Source organism: Herbidospora yilanensis (assembly GCF_001570565.1).
GTDB classification, from domain to species: domain Bacteria; phylum Actinomycetota; class Actinomycetes; order Streptosporangiales; family Streptosporangiaceae; genus Herbidospora; species Herbidospora yilanensis.
The window spans coordinates 1-14,469 of record NZ_BBXE01000039.1 but is presented as its reverse complement, the minus strand read 5'-3'; the positions used below and the strand labels follow the sequence as shown (position 1 = coordinate 14,469).

General features: G+C 71.9%; 18 protein-coding genes and 1 pseudogene. 8 read left to right on the top strand and 11 right to left on the bottom strand.

Translation table 11 applies throughout. The annotated features are described in order from the left end of the window. Positions 1 to 138: 138 nt before the first annotated feature. Positions 139 to 1,227 (top strand): L,D-transpeptidase, encoded by a 1,089-nt coding sequence (locus tag AW273_RS29900; RefSeq protein WP_232327666.1) that lies wholly within the window; start codon positions 139 to 141, stop codon positions 1,225 to 1,227. 20 nt (positions 1,228 to 1,247) lie between these two features. On the opposite strand, the gene AW273_RS29895 is transcribed toward AW273_RS29900, so the two are convergent. Next, positions 1,248 to 1,427 carry a hypothetical protein gene (locus AW273_RS29895; RefSeq protein ID WP_030453809.1) on the bottom strand — a complete coding sequence of 60 codons (180 nt, stop codon included), beginning with the start codon at positions 1,425 to 1,427 and terminating at the stop codon, positions 1,248 to 1,250. A gap of 36 nt (positions 1,428 to 1,463) precedes the next feature. On the opposite strand from AW273_RS29895, the gene AW273_RS29890 reads away from it, so the two are divergent. Next, positions 1,464 to 2,231 (top strand): MBL fold metallo-hydrolase, encoded by a 768-nt coding sequence (locus tag AW273_RS29890; protein WP_062355376.1) that lies wholly within the window; start codon positions 1,464 to 1,466, stop codon positions 2,229 to 2,231. Here the strand turns inward: AW273_RS29890 and AW273_RS29885 are convergent. After that, positions 2,224 to 3,126, bottom strand: a complete 903-nt coding sequence (locus tag AW273_RS29885; protein WP_062355612.1) for an aminoglycoside phosphotransferase family protein — start codon at positions 3,124 to 3,126, stop codon at positions 2,224 to 2,226. The genes AW273_RS29890 and AW273_RS29885 overlap by 8 nt on opposite strands. Positions 3,127 to 3,380: 254 nt before the next feature. On the opposite strand from AW273_RS29885, the gene AW273_RS29880 reads away from it, so the two are divergent. Then, positions 3,381 to 4,844: an ankyrin repeat domain-containing protein gene (locus tag AW273_RS29880; protein WP_062355373.1), complete on the top strand. Its 1,464-nt coding sequence runs from the start codon at positions 3,381 to 3,383 to the stop codon at positions 4,842 to 4,844. A gap of 181 nt (positions 4,845 to 5,025) precedes the next feature. Here AW273_RS29880 and AW273_RS29875 read toward each other — a convergent pair whose 3' ends face one another. Beyond that, complete coding sequence (locus AW273_RS29875; RefSeq protein WP_062355371.1) at positions 5,026 to 5,754, bottom strand: phytanoyl-CoA dioxygenase family protein; 729 nt, start codon at positions 5,752 to 5,754, stop codon at positions 5,026 to 5,028. A gap of 63 nt (positions 5,755 to 5,817) precedes the next feature. After that, complete coding sequence (locus tag AW273_RS29870; protein ID WP_062355368.1) at positions 5,818 to 6,801, bottom strand: radical SAM protein; 984 nt, start codon at positions 6,799 to 6,801, stop codon at positions 5,818 to 5,820. A gap of 97 nt (positions 6,802 to 6,898) precedes the next feature. On the opposite strand from AW273_RS29870, the gene AW273_RS29865 reads away from it, so the two are divergent. Next, a complete protein-coding gene (locus tag AW273_RS29865) occupies positions 6,899 to 7,222 on the top strand; it encodes a DMT family transporter (RefSeq protein ID WP_062355365.1) in 324 nt (107 codons plus the stop codon). Between the two features lie 14 nt (positions 7,223 to 7,236). Further along, complete coding sequence (locus AW273_RS29860) at positions 7,237 to 7,560, top strand: DUF952 domain-containing protein (protein WP_062355363.1); 324 nt, start codon at positions 7,237 to 7,239, stop codon at positions 7,558 to 7,560. A 4-nt stretch (positions 7,561 to 7,564) separates the two neighbouring features. On the opposite strand, the gene AW273_RS29855 is transcribed toward AW273_RS29860, so the two are convergent. Both AW273_RS29855 and AW273_RS39230 read right to left on the bottom strand, forming a co-directional pair. Further along, complete coding sequence (locus AW273_RS29855) at positions 7,565 to 8,224, bottom strand: response regulator (protein WP_062355360.1); 660 nt, start codon at positions 8,222 to 8,224, stop codon at positions 7,565 to 7,567. Continuing rightward, positions 8,221 to 9,381, bottom strand: coding sequence for a sensor histidine kinase (locus tag AW273_RS39230; RefSeq protein WP_062355357.1), 1,161 nt, complete (start codon positions 9,379 to 9,381; stop codon positions 8,221 to 8,223). Before AW273_RS39230 ends, AW273_RS29855 begins: the two co-directional genes overlap by 4 nt. A 134-nt stretch (positions 9,382 to 9,515) precedes the next feature. Between AW273_RS39230 and AW273_RS29845 the strand changes: the two genes are divergently transcribed. Further along, positions 9,516 to 10,151 carry a DedA family protein gene (locus tag AW273_RS29845; protein WP_062355353.1) on the top strand — a complete coding sequence of 212 codons (636 nt, stop codon included), beginning with the start codon at positions 9,516 to 9,518 and terminating at the stop codon, positions 10,149 to 10,151. Here AW273_RS29845 and AW273_RS29840 read toward each other — a convergent pair. From AW273_RS29840 to AW273_RS29825, 4 genes are read right to left on the bottom strand one after another with little or no spacing between them, the layout of a single operon-like run. Further along, a complete protein-coding gene (locus AW273_RS29840; RefSeq protein WP_198168433.1) occupies positions 10,142 to 10,585 on the bottom strand; it encodes a hemerythrin domain-containing protein in 444 nt (147 codons plus the stop codon). The two genes, AW273_RS29845 and AW273_RS29840, sit on opposite strands and share 10 nt — an antisense overlap. Positions 10,586 to 10,644: 59 nt before the next feature. After that, the gene (locus AW273_RS29835) at positions 10,645 to 11,472 is read right to left on the bottom strand and encodes an ABC transporter permease (RefSeq protein WP_198168432.1); all 828 of its coding nucleotides are present in this window, start codon (positions 11,470 to 11,472) and stop codon (positions 10,645 to 10,647) included. 4 nt (positions 11,473 to 11,476) lie between these two features. Next, positions 11,477 to 12,232, bottom strand: a complete 756-nt coding sequence (locus tag AW273_RS29830) for an ABC transporter permease (RefSeq protein WP_157556318.1) — start codon at positions 12,230 to 12,232, stop codon at positions 11,477 to 11,479. 26 nt (positions 12,233 to 12,258) lie between these two features. Then, positions 12,259 to 13,182, bottom strand: coding sequence for an ABC transporter ATP-binding protein (locus AW273_RS29825; protein WP_062355345.1), 924 nt, complete (start codon positions 13,180 to 13,182; stop codon positions 12,259 to 12,261). A 261-nt stretch (positions 13,183 to 13,443) separates the two neighbouring features. On the opposite strand from AW273_RS29825, the gene AW273_RS29820 reads away from it, so the two are divergent. Then, entirely contained in the window at positions 13,444 to 13,857 is a 414-nt protein-coding gene (locus tag AW273_RS29820; RefSeq protein WP_062355342.1) for a ribonuclease domain-containing protein, read from the top strand. Between the two features lie 10 nt (positions 13,858 to 13,867). Continuing rightward, complete coding sequence (locus AW273_RS29815) at positions 13,868 to 14,245, top strand: barstar family protein (protein WP_062355339.1); 378 nt, start codon at positions 13,868 to 13,870, stop codon at positions 14,243 to 14,245. On the opposite strand, the pseudogene AW273_RS38200 reads toward AW273_RS29815, so the two are convergent. After that, positions 14,235 to 14,469, bottom strand: a pseudogene (locus AW273_RS38200) (SRPBCC family protein); the annotation flags it as partial. The gene AW273_RS29815 and the pseudogene AW273_RS38200 overlap by 11 nt on opposite strands.

Here is a 14,469-nt window from a genome sequence, read left to right as displayed (position 1 = left end):
TGCCACTGTGGGGGAGTAGTTGTGAACAGCAAGTCTCGTCGCCGGAATCTGCCTTTCGTCACGGCCGCCGTCGTGATGTCGGCGGTCCTGACGGCATGCTCGGGGGGTACGACGCCGACACCGGGCGGCGGCGGGAACGTGACAGGCGGCGACAAGCCGGCCGTGGCCGCCCCCGCCATCAAGGTCTCGCCCGCCGAAGGGGCCCAGAAGGTCCGCCCCGACAAGAACGTCGTGGTGACCGCCGACGGCGGCGCCCTCGACGAGGTGACCGTCCAGTCGCAGGGCGTCCCGGTCGAGGGCGAGTTCGACGCCACCCGCACCAAGTGGACCTCCAGCAAGCCGCTGAAGCCCTCCACCACCTACACCGTGTCGGCCAAGGCGACCGGCGCGGGCGGCCCCGCCGCGCTGACCAGCGAGTTCACCACGCTGAAGCCCAAGCGGGAACTGCAGGTCATCGACATCACCCCCGGCATCAAGGGGGAGACCGTCGGCGTCGGCATGCCGATCATGGTGACGTTCAACAACGACGTCACCAACAAGGCCGCCGTCGAGGCCGCCCTGCACGTCGAGGCCGAGAAGAAGGCCACCGGCGCCTGGCGGTGGATCTCCGACCGCCTGGTCATCTACCGCACCGCCAAGTACTGGCAGGCCCACCAGAAGGTCGTCTTCACCGCCGACCTGACGGGCGTGCGCGGCGCGGGCGACATGTGGGGCACCAAGTCGTTCCGCCAGAGCATCAAGATCGGCGCCGCGCAGATCAGCAAGGTCGACACCCGCACCCACCAGATGGTCGTCCGCGTCGACGGCAAGGTGAAGCAGCGCATGCCGATCAGCGCCGGCAAGGCCGACACCCGCGAATACACCACCACCAGCGGCGTGCACCTCACGATGTCCAAGCACAACCCCGAGATCATGATCTCCCCCGGCAAGAAGGAGGGCGACCCCGGCTACTACAAGGAGGTCGTCAACCACGCGGTGCGGATCTCCAACTCGGGCGAGTACGTCCACTCGGCCCCCTGGTCGGTCGGCTCGCAGGGCCGCGCCAACGTCAGCCACGGCTGCATCAACGCCAGCCCGTCGCAGGCCAAGTGGTACTACGACAACTTCCAGCGCGGCGACGTCGTCGACATCGTCGGCACCGACCGCGAACTGGAGTGGAACAACGGCTGGGGCTTCTGGCAGATGTCGTTCGCCAAGTGGAAGCAGGGCAGCGCCCTGGAAACCTGACGGGAAACCTGACGGGAGCCCTAGCGCACGCCGAGCTGCATCAGCAGCAGAGCCCCCGCGAACTTGACGACGACGACCCCCACCACGACGCAGAAGACGATGAAGGCGGGCCGGTGCTCAAAGTGCCGGCCCTCTTTCAGTGGAGGCCGCTTGGCGACGCGGTCGGCGATCCGCTCCTCCAGGGGCTTACGCGCAAACATGACCCCAACGTTACCCTTAGCCGCCACTATGGGGCGGTGAAGGTCCACCACCTCAACTGCGGCACGATGCGCCCTCCGGGCGGATTCCCCATCGTCTGCCACTGCCTGCTCCTGGAAACCCCCCGCGGCCTGTGCCTGGTCGACACGGGCTTCGGCACCGGAGAGGCGGCCTTCGGCGCGCTGCCCGGCTACTACCGCCCCCTGATCCGGCCGGCGCTGCTGGACTCCGAGGCGGCCCGCACCCAGGTGACCGCGCTCGGCTACGACCCCCGCGACGTGCGCGACATCGTGGTCACCCACCTGGACCTCGACCACGCGGGCGGCCTGCGCGACTTCCCCTGGGCCCGCGTCCACCTGCACGCCGCGGAACACTCGGCCGCGACCCGGCCCGCCACCTCGGCCGACAGGGCACGCTACCGGCCGCGGCAGTGGGCGCACGGCGTCGACTGGATGACCTACGACGACCGCGGCGGGGAGACGCTGTTCGGCCTGTCGGCCATCCGGCCGCTGTGCGACCTGCCGGACCTGGCGCTGGTGCCGCTGGCGGGGCATTCGCGCGGGCATTCGGGGGTGGCCGTCGACACCGGCTCGGGGTGGCTGCTGCACGCCGGGGACGCCTACTGGTTCCACGGGGAGGTGGCCCGGAAGCCACACTGCCCGCGCGTGCTGGCGGTGGCCCAGCGGCTGATCGCGACCGATCACCGGGAACGGCTGGAGAACCTGGCCCGGCTGCGGGACCTGCCGGGGGAGGTACGGGTGTTCAGCGCCCACGACCCGCACGAACTGGACCTGGCGCTCACCTGACCGCCGTGGCGAGAAGACGGCGCAGGGCCGCCTGCGCGGGCGGCCCCCACGTGGCCTTGCCGCCCGGACGGCCGCGCACGCCCGCCTCGCCGATGAGGATCCCGCTGAGCGCCCGCCCCACCGCCCATCCGCGGGCCCGGCGCACCGTCGCGGCATCCACCTGGCAGGCGGCGTGGAAGTCGTCGGCGGCGCCGTCGGGCAGCAGCAGCCACGCGGCGGACAGATCACAGGCCGGGTCTCCCGCGCACAGATCGCCGAAGTCGACGACGCCGCAGATCACGCCGCCGGCGGTGAGGACGTTGGCCGGGTGCAGGTCGCCGTGCAGCCACAGCGGCGGGCCCGGCCACGCAGGCGCCCGTACGGCCTCCTCCCAGACGGCCCGGACGGCGTCCGGGTCGCCGACCAGTCCGGCTCCGGCGGCTTCGGCGAGCTGCCTTTCGAACCCCGCGGTGTATCCGGCGAGCGGGCCGCCGCGCCCCCGCCCCAGCGGCGCGTGGCCGGGGGCCTCCTGGTGCAACGCCCGGAGGAAGGCGGCCAGGACGTCGGCGCCGCCGGTGACGGGCGCACGGTCGGCGGGGTCCCCCGGAACCCACGTCGTGACGATCCAGGGGCGGGGGAACCGCGCGGAGGGTTCACCCAGGCGCTGCGGAACGGGGACCGGCAGCGGCAGCCGCGGGGCCAGGACCGGCAGCCAGGTGTGCTCCTTGCGGAGCAGGTCGTCGGCGGACTCCGTCGCCCAGGGCAGGCGGACGGCGAGATCGTCGCCGAGCCGCCACAACTGGTTGTCCCAGCCGCGCGCACCGAGCCGCACCGGGCGATCGGCCAGATCGGGGTGCTGATCGCGCAGCAGGTCCCGGACCAGCTCCGCGCTGACATCGATCTGCGTGTGCGTCACGCCGATCAATAGTAGCCTCCCCGTTCCCGGGCTGGTCGCGACGAGGCATCGCCTGGGTTCTCACCCGGGGCCCGCGCTCGCCGCCCGTCCTGGCCGGACAGGGGCAGGACGGCTGACGTAAGCTGAGGGCGCGCTCAGGGCGCGACCGATCCGCGGGAAGGGCCGAGCCCACCTGACGCTTCTCGCACAGCCACGCCCGACCTCTTTCCCGGCCTGACCACGCGGATGCCAGGCCCGACGGAAACGAGGTTGTGATGGCGGTTCGCCCGCTGCCCGACAATCCCCGCATCGACTGGCTGCGCAAGCAGGCCAAGACGCTCCTCCGGCAGGTCGACGCGGGCCGGTCGGAGGAACTGGTCGCCGAGTTCCATCCCCGCCCGCCGCGCACGTTCACGCTGTCGGACGCGCAGCTCGTCGTCGCCCGCATGTACGGTTTCGCCAGCTGGCCCCGGCTCAGACACCACCTCGACACCATCGCCCGCCACTCCCGCTCCCCGCACCTGGTCGAACCCGCCGCCGACCTGCCGGCCGAGTTCCTGCGGCTGGCCTGCCTCACCTACGGCGCCGACCACCCCGGCCGGACCGGGCAGGCCGACCTGCTGCTGGCCCGGCATCCGGAACTCGCCACGGCCGACGTCTTCACGATGGCGGCCACCGGCTCCGCCGAGGCGCTCGCCGGCGTGCTGGCCGCCGAGCCGGAGCTCGCACGGGCCCAGGGCGGCCCGTTCGGGTGGGAGCCGCTGCTCTACCTGACCTACGCGCGGCTTGCCACACCGGGGGAGCCGGTGGCGGCGGCGCGGGTGCTGCTCCGGCACGGGGCCGACCCGGACGCCGGGTTCCTGTGGGAAGGGCTGACCTCGCCGTTCACGGCGCTCACCGGGGCGTTCGGCGGAGGGGAGGCCGATCAGCCGCCCCATCCGCACGCCCTGGCGCTGGCGCGGTCGCTGCTGGAGGCCGGCGCCGACCCCAACGACGGCCAGACCCTCTACAACCGGGGGCTGGGCGGGTCGTTCTCCGACGACGTCTCCCATCTTGAGCTGCTGCTGGAGTTCGGCCTGGGCCGGGGCGGGGGCGGGCCGTGGCAGGTGCGGCTGGGGCCGGCGCTGCGCTCGCCGCGGCAGTTGATGCGTGAGGAGCTGGCCACCGCGGCGTTGCGGGGCGGGCCGCGGCGGGCCCGGCTGCTGCTCGCGCACGGCGCCGAGGTCGACGGGCGGGGCGGGCATCCCGCCTTCGGCGGGCACACGCCCTATGAGCTGGCGCTGCTGAACGGGCACACCGAGGTCGCGCGGGTGCTCGCCGCCGCGGGCGCGTCGGCGGACCTTGAGGAGATGGACGCCTTCGTCGCCGCGTGCATGCGCGCCGACGCCGCGGCGGTGGCCGGGTTCGGGGGGGAGGTCCTCGCGCGGGCGCCGGCGCGCTTTCCGGGGCTGGTCCATCGTGCCGCCGGGCTGGGCAAGACGGAGGCAGTGCGGTTGCTGGCCGGGCTGGGGTTCGACCTCGACCATGGGGAGCGGTCGACGCCGCTGCACGAGGCGGCGTGGAACGACGACGTGGAGACGGTGAGGGCGCTGATCGAGCTCGGGGCCGATCCCGCGATCACCGACCCGCGGTTCGGGGCGACCCCGCTCGGCTGGGCCGAGCACGGCGGCAGGCACCGGGTGGCGGCCGTGCTGCGTGAGGCGCTGGAAGGGCGGGGGCGTTCGTCCGGGACGGGCTGAATCCGCCGGCTCGCGCGTCCGGCGGGCGCCCGTGGCGGTCCTCCATCGATGGGACCGGCCCGGCCGGGGGCGCTGTCGTCGCGGCGGGAGGTGGCGCGGCCGGTTGGCGCCGGATACGGTGCCCGCCCCGGGCCGGGGGCGGTGCCGGGGCGGGCGGAGCCGTAACGGAAGGAAGGGCTTTTCAGCGGAGGGCGGCGCCCAGCGGGGTGTCCTCGGCGGGGTCGAGGTGGGGGTCGAGCATGATCGGGAGCTGGGACATGAAGCGCGGGCGGGTGCCCTGGTGGGTCTGGGCGGCGTGCACGAGGAGCGGGTGGCAGATGTAGACGTCGCCCGGCTCGCCGGTCGCGTGGGCCAGGGGGCGGTGGCGGCTGACCTCCTCGAGGCGGGGGCCGTAGGCCATCAGGTCGGCCTCCTCCTCGCCCAGCAGGGCGGCGACGTCACGCTGGGAGCCCACGCGGATGCGGGTGGGGGCGTCGTCGGGGCCGACCTCGGAGAACAGGGTGAGCAGCAGCAGGCTGCGGGACCGGACGGCGATCCTGGACCAGTCGGGGGCGGCGTTGAGGTCGATGTGCCAGCCGGTGTCGCCCGCGTCGGGCAGCCCCGGGAACCGGACGGGGATGTTGCCCAGGGTGGTGCGCTTGCCCCACCGGCCAGGGCCGGCGATCTGGTCGAGGCCGGCGGCCAGGCGCGGGGAGCCGGCCATCTGGCCGAACGGGCCGAAACCGGCCGGGTCGGCCGTCCACACGACGGTCTGCGTCCAGGACGCCGGGTCGTCGGGGGACAGGCCGATCTGCTGCCACAGGATGGCCCGGGCGGCGTCGGCGACCTCCCGGGGGACGATCGCGGGCAGTTTCAGGAAGCCGTCGCGGGCGAAGGCGTCGAGATCGGAGGCGGAGAAGGGCGCGGACATGCGGGCGACGCTAGCGAAGGCCGCCCGCCGCGGACCAACGGTTTATTCACACCATTGATTCACTCACACCAGGGTGAGCTGGCGGTCGGGGGAGCGGCGGCGTTTCCACTGCCGGGACGTCTTGCCGATGCCGTAGGCGGCGGCCAGCGCCTCGACCTGGGCGGCGATGCGCGAGCGGTAGCCGGGCGGGGTCAGCGGCCCCGCGCCGTACAGGTCCTCATAACGCGGCACCAGGCCCGGATGGTCGCGCGCCAGCCACGCCAGGAACGGGTCGCGGGCCCCCGGCGGCAGCCGCAGCACGCCCGGGACCAGGCTGACCGCGCCCGCCTCGGCGGCGCGGCGGACGGTCGCCTGCAGGTGGTCGGGGGAGTCGGTGATCAGGGGCAGGATCGGCGCCATCAGGACCCCGCTCGGGATGCCCGCCTCGTTGAGGGCCGCGCAGATCTCCAGGCGGCGCTGCGGGGAGACGGCGCCGGGTTCCAGGCCGCGCCGCAGCCGGTCGTCGACGAAGCCGACCGACACCACCACCGACACGCGGGTGACCTTGGCGGCCTCGCGTAACAGCGGCAGGTCGCGCAGGACCAGCGGGCTCTTGGTCAGGACGGTGAACGGGTTGCCGGCGTCGGCCAGCGCCTTGATGATCTTCGGCATGAGGCGGTAGACCTCTTCGGCGCCCTGGTAGCAGTCGCCGTTGAGGCCGACCGCGACCGGCTCGCCCCGCCACCGGGGCGCGGCCAGCTCCCGGCGCAGCCGGTCGGCCAGGTCGGTCTTCACCACGATCTTGGTGTCGAAGTCGTCGCCGGTGTCCAGGCCGAGATAGCGGTGGCCCTTGCGGGCGGCGCAGTAGCGGCAGCCGGTCCGGCAGCCGCGGTAGGGGCTGACCGCCCAGGCGTAGGGGAGTTCGGCGGCGGCCGGGACGGCCTCGACGGCGGTGCGGGCGCTCACCTCGTAGCAGGTGATGTCGCCGAACTCGCGGGTGATCGCCTGCCGCTCGACCCGGGGGCGCGCGGGCCCGGCCTCGTGCAGGGTGGGTGCGTCCCAACGCATGACGACCAGTAGAACACGCATTCGACCCTTCTCGCCAGTCGGACGCGCGCACCGATAACGTGTCACAAAAGGTGCAAATAACTCGAAAGGAACAGCTGTGGCGTGGATTTTCCTGGCGGGAGCCATCGTCTCCGAGGTGCTCGCCACCACCGCGCTGAAACTGAGCAACGGCTTCTCCCACAAACCGTGGTCGGTCGTCGTCGTGATCGGCTACGTGGCCTCCTTCGCCCTGCTGTCCAGGGCCCTGAAACTCCAGATGCCCGTCGGCGTCGCCTACGCCGTCTGGGCCGGGGCCGGCACCGCGGTGATCGCCGCCATCGGCGCACTCTTCCTCGGCGAGGCGATGACGGCGGCCAAGGCCGGCGGCATCGCCCTCATCATCGGCGGCGTGGTCCTGCTCAACCTGTCCGGAACCCACTGACATAAAGTCGAAGGGTGATCTTTCATCTCGCGCTGGCCTCGGACTGGGCGCACGCCCAGAAAGACGGGGAATACCGCATCTCCACCCTGGGACGCACCCTGGAGCAGGAGGGCTTCATCCACGCCTCCCGCGACCTGCCGCAGGCCCGCGCCGTCGCGACCCGCTTCTACGCCGGCGTCACCGAGCCGCTCCTGCTGCTCCACATCGACGACACCCGGCTGACCGTCCCGGTCGTGATGGAAACCCCCGAAGGCACGGCCGAGGAGTTCCCGCACATCTACGGCCCCCTCCCCGTCGAAGCCGTCGCCGCGGTCACCCCCTTCAGCCTCGCGACCTGACCCCTCACTCCTCCAGCACGACCGCCCCCGCCTCGTAGGCCACGATCGCCGCCTGCACCCGGTTGGCCACCCCCAGCCGGGTCAGGATCGCGCTCACGTACGTCTTCACCGTCCCCTCCGTCAGCCGCAGCGACCGCGCGATCGCCTGATTCGACAACCCCGCCCCCACCAGCTCCAGCACCTCACGCTCACGCGGCGTCAGCACCGCCACCCGATCCCGCGCCGCCGCCGCCCGCCCCGAATCACGGTTGTTCAACTCGGCGATCACCCGCGCGGCCACCTTCGGCGACAGATACGCCGCCCCGCCCGCCACCGCGTGAATCCCGGCCAGCAGCTCACGCGGATCACCCGACTTCAGCAGGAACCCGCCCGCGCCGACCTTCAACGCCCGCGCGATGTACTCGTCCTCCCCGAACGTCGTCAACACCACCACCCCCGTCGCCGGGCACACGCGGCGGATCTCGGCGGCGGCCGCCAGCCCGTCCATGACCGGCATCCGGATGTCCATCACGACCACGTCGGGCCGGTGCGACAACGTCCGCTCCACCGCCTCCCGCCCGTCGCCGGCCTCGGCGACCACGTCGATGCCCGGATCGGCGTCCAGGATCGCCCGCACCCCCGCCCGGATCAGCATCTCGTCGTCGGCCAGCACCACCTTGATCATGCGGGCGCCTCCTCGGGGATCCCGGCGCTGATCTCGAACACGCCGTCCTCGGCCCGCGCCGCGAACGTGCCACCCGCCAGCCGCACCCGCTCCGACAACCCCACCAGGCCCGTCCCCGGCCGCATGACCTCAGTTCCGGGCCCCAGGTCGTTGCGCACCCTCACCGTCATCCGCCCCTCCCGCCGCTCCAGCCGGACCACGACCGGCGCGCCCGGCGCGTGCTTGGCCGCGTTCGTCAACCCCTCCTGGACCACCCGGTAGGCCGCCCCCAGCGGATCGGCGCCCGCCACGTCCCCCTCCAGCGCCACCGTCATCCCCGACGCCCGCGCGCGCGCCACCAGATCGGCGATCCCGCCCGCCCGCGCGTGGGGGAGCAGCGTCGCCGGTTCGTCCTGCGCCCGCAACATCCCGATCACCCGCCGCAACCGCTCCGTCGCGTCACCGGCCGCCTCCCGCAACCCCGCCGCCGCCTCCCGATGCCGGACCGGCAGATCGGCGGCCATCTCCATCGCCCCCGCCCGCAACGCGATCAACGCCAGCTCATGCCCCAGAGAATCGTGCACGTCCTGAGCGATCCGCGCCCGCTCCCGCAGCCGCGCCTGCTCCTCGACCATCCGCCGCTCCCGCAACCGCCCCTGCCGCCGATGCCGCACACTCCGCCCGGCCGCCCACGGCAGCAGACTGCAGATCACCACCCCCGACAACCCCGACACCCACACGTTCGGCTCCAGCGACGGCGCCGGCCCCAGCGTCGAGACCGCCGCGCACACCCCGCCCACCACCACGATCACCCCGTAGAGCCACACCGCCGGCCGGGCCCGCTCCATCCGCATCCCGGCCAGGAAACTCAACGTCACCACCGCCGGCGTGAACCCGTTCAACGGGCCGATCTTCGCCGAATGGTTCATCGGCCACAACTGCACCGTCGCCAGCGCCTCACTGGACCCCCACGGCCCCATCAGCAGAGCCACCACCAGCGCCGCCAGGGGACGCGCCCGCGCCACCGCCACCGCACCCGCCAACACCAGGCACCCGGCCGCCACCGACACCACCAGCGTGTTGCCCGACAGCGGCCGCCAGTCATACGGATTGACCGGCGCGAACACCACCGGCACACACAACACCAGCCACAACGGCAGGTCTCTCAGGCGAGGCACCCCAGCACGCTACCCCCCGCCGCCGCACCCCGCCCTCATCCCCAGGTCGCACCCCACCCCTGCCGAAAGTCAGCCCCGCCGGGCGACCATCGCCGGGGGCGCCCCCGCCCGCGCCCCGCCTAGGGTCGGCTGCCATGACCGATGCCATCATGACCCTCCTGCACGACGTGATGACATCCCCGTGGATCTACGCCGCCATCGCGGCCATCGCGGTGATCGACGCGTTCTTCCCCGTGGTGCCCAGCGAAACCGCCGTGATCACCGCCGGGGTCTTCGCCGCGTCCGCCGACGCCCCCCACCTCGGCCTGGTGATCGTCGCCGCCGCCGCCGGGGCGTTCATCGGGGACAACATCTCCTACCAGATCGGCCGCGCCGGAGGCGCCCGCTTCCAGAAACGCGCCGCCATCCGCTGGGCCCACACCGCCTTCCAGGAACGCGGCGGCCTGCTCCTGGTCGTGGCCCGCTACATCCCCGGCGGCCGCACCGCCGTCACCCTCACCACCGGCGTCGTCCGCTACCCCCTGCACCGCTTCGCCTTCTTCGACGGCCTGGCCGTCATCTCCTGGGCCCTCTACTCGGCCATGATCGGCTACATCGGCGGCGCCGCCTTCGAGGACAACCCCTTCAAAGGCCTCCTGCTCGGCCTGGGCATCGCCCTGACCGTGACGGCCATCGTCGAGATCTTCCGCTACGCCCTGCGCCGCCGCCCCCAACCGCCCGCAACACCCGAGGAGACCGACCGGCCGCGCGCCCCGGCCGGTCAGCCGTAGACGCGCAGGAACTCCGGGGGATCATCCCGCCACTCGGGGACGTCGAGCCGGTTCAGCGCCTCGACGATCGTCCTCTCCTCATACGCGAAATGCGAGGCCACGATCGCCGCCAGACCGGCCACCTCCCCGGCCAGCCTCTCCTCACCCGGCCGCCCGGCCATCGCCGCCAGCCGCGCCAGAATCCCCGCAATCATCTCGTGGTCGCGCCGCAGCAGCTCCAGCGCCGGACCGAGCTCCGGGAAATCCTCCTCCAGCGCGGGAAACCCGCGCGTGTCCTCACCGACGTGATGACGCTCCAGCGCCGAACAGAACGCCAGGCAGTGGGCCCGCAGATCACGCCCGTCACCGGCGCCGTCGACCAGCCGGTCAAGCTCCTCACGCAACCACAGATGCACCTCGACGAGCTGGGTCCCGAACGCCGCCAGCCGCCCCACAGAATCAGATGAATACATACGGCCACCCACTTTAGCCGGGCACCCACCGGCGTCCACGGCTAGACCAGCAGCAGCTTCCCGATCCGCCGCGACGCCACCCACAACCCCGCCACCGCCATCACCACCAGATAGGCGGCATGCACCACCAGCGTCCACCCCGCCGGCCCGACCGCCAGCCCCCGCACCAGCTCCACCCCGTGATAAAGCGGCGTCAGCGTCACGACCACCTCGAACACCACCGGATAGTCGTGCACGGGGGAGAAGGTCCCCGAGAACAGGAACAGCGTGAACTGCCCCGTCGTCAGCAGATCGAAATCCTGCCAGCCGCGCAGAAACGTCGAGATCGCCATCCCCGCCGCCCCGAACGCCAGCCCCACCAGCGCCGCCGCCGGGAAAGCCGCCACCGCGCCCCCGACCGACGTCAACCCCAAAACCACCATCACGACCAGGAACAGCAACGTGTAGAACAGGCACCGCACCAGCGCCCACACCAGCTCGCCCAGCACGATCTCCACCGGCCGCACCGGCGTGGCCAGCACCGCGTCATACGTCTTGGCGTACTTGAACTTGAAGAACACATTGAACGTCGTCTCCGACAACGCCCCCGACATCGCCGACACCGCCAGCATCGCCGGCGCCACGAACACCGCGTACTCGACCGGACGCCCCCCGACCGGGACCGTCCCCACCAGTGCCCCCACACCGACACCGATCGACAGCAGATACAGCAGCGGCTCGAAGAACCCCGACAACAACACCAGCCAATAAGCCGGCCCCGACCGCAGCGCCCCCACGTTGCGGCCCACCACCGCGGCCACCCGGCCCGCCGACACCCCGCCGAAAAGACCACGCCGGACCGCCCGCCCGGCCACCATCAGCGTCATCATCGCGCTACACCGCCAACCGGCGGGCGAACCCGCTCATCGCGAACCAGCCGCCCGCCACCGCCCACACCACCAGGCACACCACGTGAGCCCCGACCGGCCACGGCGGCGCCACCCCCAGCGTCGCCGCCCGGCACAACTCCACCCCATGCCACAACGGCGCCACCCACGCCAGCCACTGCGCCACCAGCGGAAGCTGCGACACCGGGAAGAACACCCCCGCGAACAACGTCATCGGGATCATCACGAACCGGAACAGCAGCGCGAAATAGCCGTCGTTGTCGATCCGCGCCGCGAACCCCATCACCGGCAGAGCCGAGGCCACCACCACCGCCGCGCACACCAGCGGCGTCACCACCGACCACCACGACCGCAACCCGCCGAACGCCACCACCACCAGCAGGAACACCACCGTCTGCGGCAACACCCGCACGACCATGAACACCACCTGACCGGCCACCATGTCACCGATCCGCACCGGCGTGGCCCGCATCGCGTGATAGCCGCGCGTCCACTTGAAATCACCCAGCACCGGATAGGTCGTCTCACCGACCGCCATCTGGAACGCCGTGGACGCCATCACCCCCGGCACGATCCACTGCAGATAACTCACCCCGTCGAGGTCGCCCACATAACCGCCGACCCCCACCCCGATCGAGACCAGGAACAACACCGGCAACAGGAACGACGACATCGCCGACGCCCAGAACAACCTGCGGTAGAGCGCCAGATGCCGCTCCAGCACCGCCACCGTCGGATGCACCCTCGAACGCACCGTCGGATGCGTCACTAGTCCACCAACGTCCGGCCCGTGAGATGCAGGAACACATCCTCCAGCGTCGAACGCCGCACCAGCACGCTCAACGGCGCAAGCCCCCGCCGGTGCACCTCGGCCACCACCGCGTCACCATCACGCGCATAGACCAGCACCCGATCGGGCAGCGAATCGACCCGCTCACCCACCCCATCCAGCTTCACCGCCACATCGGCGCCGCCCGCGAACCGCAACTCCACCACCTCAGGCGTCGAATAACGCCCGATCAGCTCCCGCGGCGACCCCTCCGCCACGATCCGCCCGCCGTCCATCACCACCAGCCGATCACACAACTGCTCGGCCTCATCCATGTAGTGGGTCGTCAGCACCAGCGTCACCCCCTGCCGCTTCAACTGGTAAAGCCGCTCCCACAGCAGATGCCGCGCCTGCGGATCGAGCCCCGTCGTCGGCTCGTCGAGCAACACGATCTCCGGATCGTTCACCAACGCCCGCGCGATCGTCAGCCGCTGCTTCATGCCCCCCGACAGCGGCTCGACCTTCCCCCTGGCCCGATCGGCCAACTGCACGAACTCCAGCAACTCACCCGCCCGCCGCCGCGCCTCGGCCCGCGACAACCCGAAATAGCGCGCATACGTCGTCAAGTTCTCGAACACCGACAGATCGGTGTCGAGATTGCCCAACTGCGGGCACACCCCCAGCCGCCCCCGGATCGCCACCCCGTCACGCACCGGATCCATCCCCAGAATCCGCAACTCACCCGCCGTCGGCGGCGACACACAACTGATCATCCGCATCGTCGACGACTTCCCGGCCCCGTTCGGCCCCAGAAACCCGAACGCCTCACCACGCTCCACCGACACGTCGATCCCGTCGACCGCCGTGAAATCCCCGAAACGCTTGACCAGCCCACGAGCGAAAATCAACGGTTCCTCAGCCACGAGACCCGACCCTAGCCCCGCCCACCGACAATTCCGCACCCCCGGTCCCCCTGACAAGAGACCCCCACCCCGTCAAGACCCCCCACACCACACCAGCGCCCACACACCCAGCCGACCCCACGAAACGCACGAAACCCCAGGACACGGCCATGCCGAAAACGCCGCTAACTGTTCACCGTCCCGTTGATCGTCTTACATTGCACTTGACCACACCCCAAAGTGATCATTCCGGATGACCACGCCACTCCCCAAGGAGGCACCGTGCCCACCCCGCAGCGCCCCCGCCCCACCTGGCCCGCCAGGCTCACCCTCATCCTGGCCACCCTCATCTCCCTCATCGCCGTATCGGCCCCCGCCCCCGCCCAGGCCGCCGTCTACGGCAGCTGCACCCAAACCCGCTGCGCCGACGCCCGCACCGCCAACACCACCTGGAAATCCAAGGGCTACCCGACCAGCGCCGGCTGGTACACCTGGACCGGCGGCCTCTACAACTACACCGGCGGCCGCCACTACAACCGCGAAGGCCAACTCCCCACCAACGCCACCTACTACGAATACGACGTCTACCCCCGCCCCCGCGGCGCCGCCCGCGACGCCTACCGCATCGTCGTCAACCGCAGCACCGGCGCCACCTGGTTCACCCCCGACCACTACGCCAACTTCTACCGCCTCTAGGAACCGCCCCATGACCGCCGCCCGACCCCTGCCGACCTGGCTCACCCTCACCACCGGCCCGGCCCCGGCGGTCATCGACGGACACGCCTGCCGCACCCGCGCCGCCCTCTTCGACGAAACGGCGCGGGTCCTGCACTTCCCCGACTACTTCGGCCGCAACTGGGACGCCTTCGCCGACTCCCTCGGCGACGCCATCCGCGCCGGCACCACCACCCTCATCGTCCGCCACGCCGAAGACCTCCTCAGCGCCGAACCCCCCGAGCAGTACGCCACCCTCCTCGACATCCTCGCCGTCGCCGCCGACACCGGCCTCACCCTCACCCTCCACACCGACGCCACCCACGAACCCCACCTGCGCGACCGCACCACCGACGCCCTCACCCCCTGACCGCCAACCGCGCCAACCGCAGCAACGACACCTTCAACACCACCGCCGCCACCGGCCGCGCCACCACCCACCCCACCCGGCCCACCACCCCGAACGGCAACTCCAGCTCCTCCACCCACTCCACCCGGCTCCGCCCACCCCCCAACGGCGACACCCGGAACACCCCATCACCCCGCACCAGCGCCCCCGTGTGCCGCACCTCCACGATCGCCCCCGGCGTGTAC

What these genes read in the sequence shown, in the direction of transcription:
- AW273_RS29845 (WP_062355353.1), top strand. Translation starts at nt 9,516, where the DNA reads ATGACCGATGCCATCATGACCCTCCTGCACGACGTGATGACATCCCCG.
- AW273_RS29870 (WP_062355368.1), bottom strand. Translation starts at nt 6,801, where the DNA reads ATGCGTTGGGACGCACCCACCCTGCACGAGGCCGGGCCCGCGCGCCCC.
- AW273_RS29835 (WP_198168432.1), bottom strand. Translation starts at nt 11,472, where the DNA reads ATGATGACGCTGATGGTGGCCGGGCGGGCGGTCCGGCGTGGTCTTTTC.
- AW273_RS29875 (WP_062355371.1), bottom strand. Translation starts at nt 5,754, where the DNA reads ATGTCCGCGCCCTTCTCCGCCTCCGATCTCGACGCCTTCGCCCGCGAC.
- AW273_RS29855 (WP_062355360.1), bottom strand. Translation starts at nt 8,224, where the DNA reads ATGATCAAGGTGGTGCTGGCCGACGACGAGATGCTGATCCGGGCGGGG.
- AW273_RS29880 (WP_062355373.1), top strand. Translation starts at nt 3,381, where the DNA reads ATGGCGGTTCGCCCGCTGCCCGACAATCCCCGCATCGACTGGCTGCGC.
- AW273_RS29815 (WP_062355339.1), top strand. Translation starts at nt 13,868, where the DNA reads ATGACCGCCGCCCGACCCCTGCCGACCTGGCTCACCCTCACCACCGGC.
- AW273_RS29895 (WP_030453809.1), bottom strand. Translation starts at nt 1,427, where the DNA reads ATGTTTGCGCGTAAGCCCCTGGAGGAGCGGATCGCCGACCGCGTCGCC.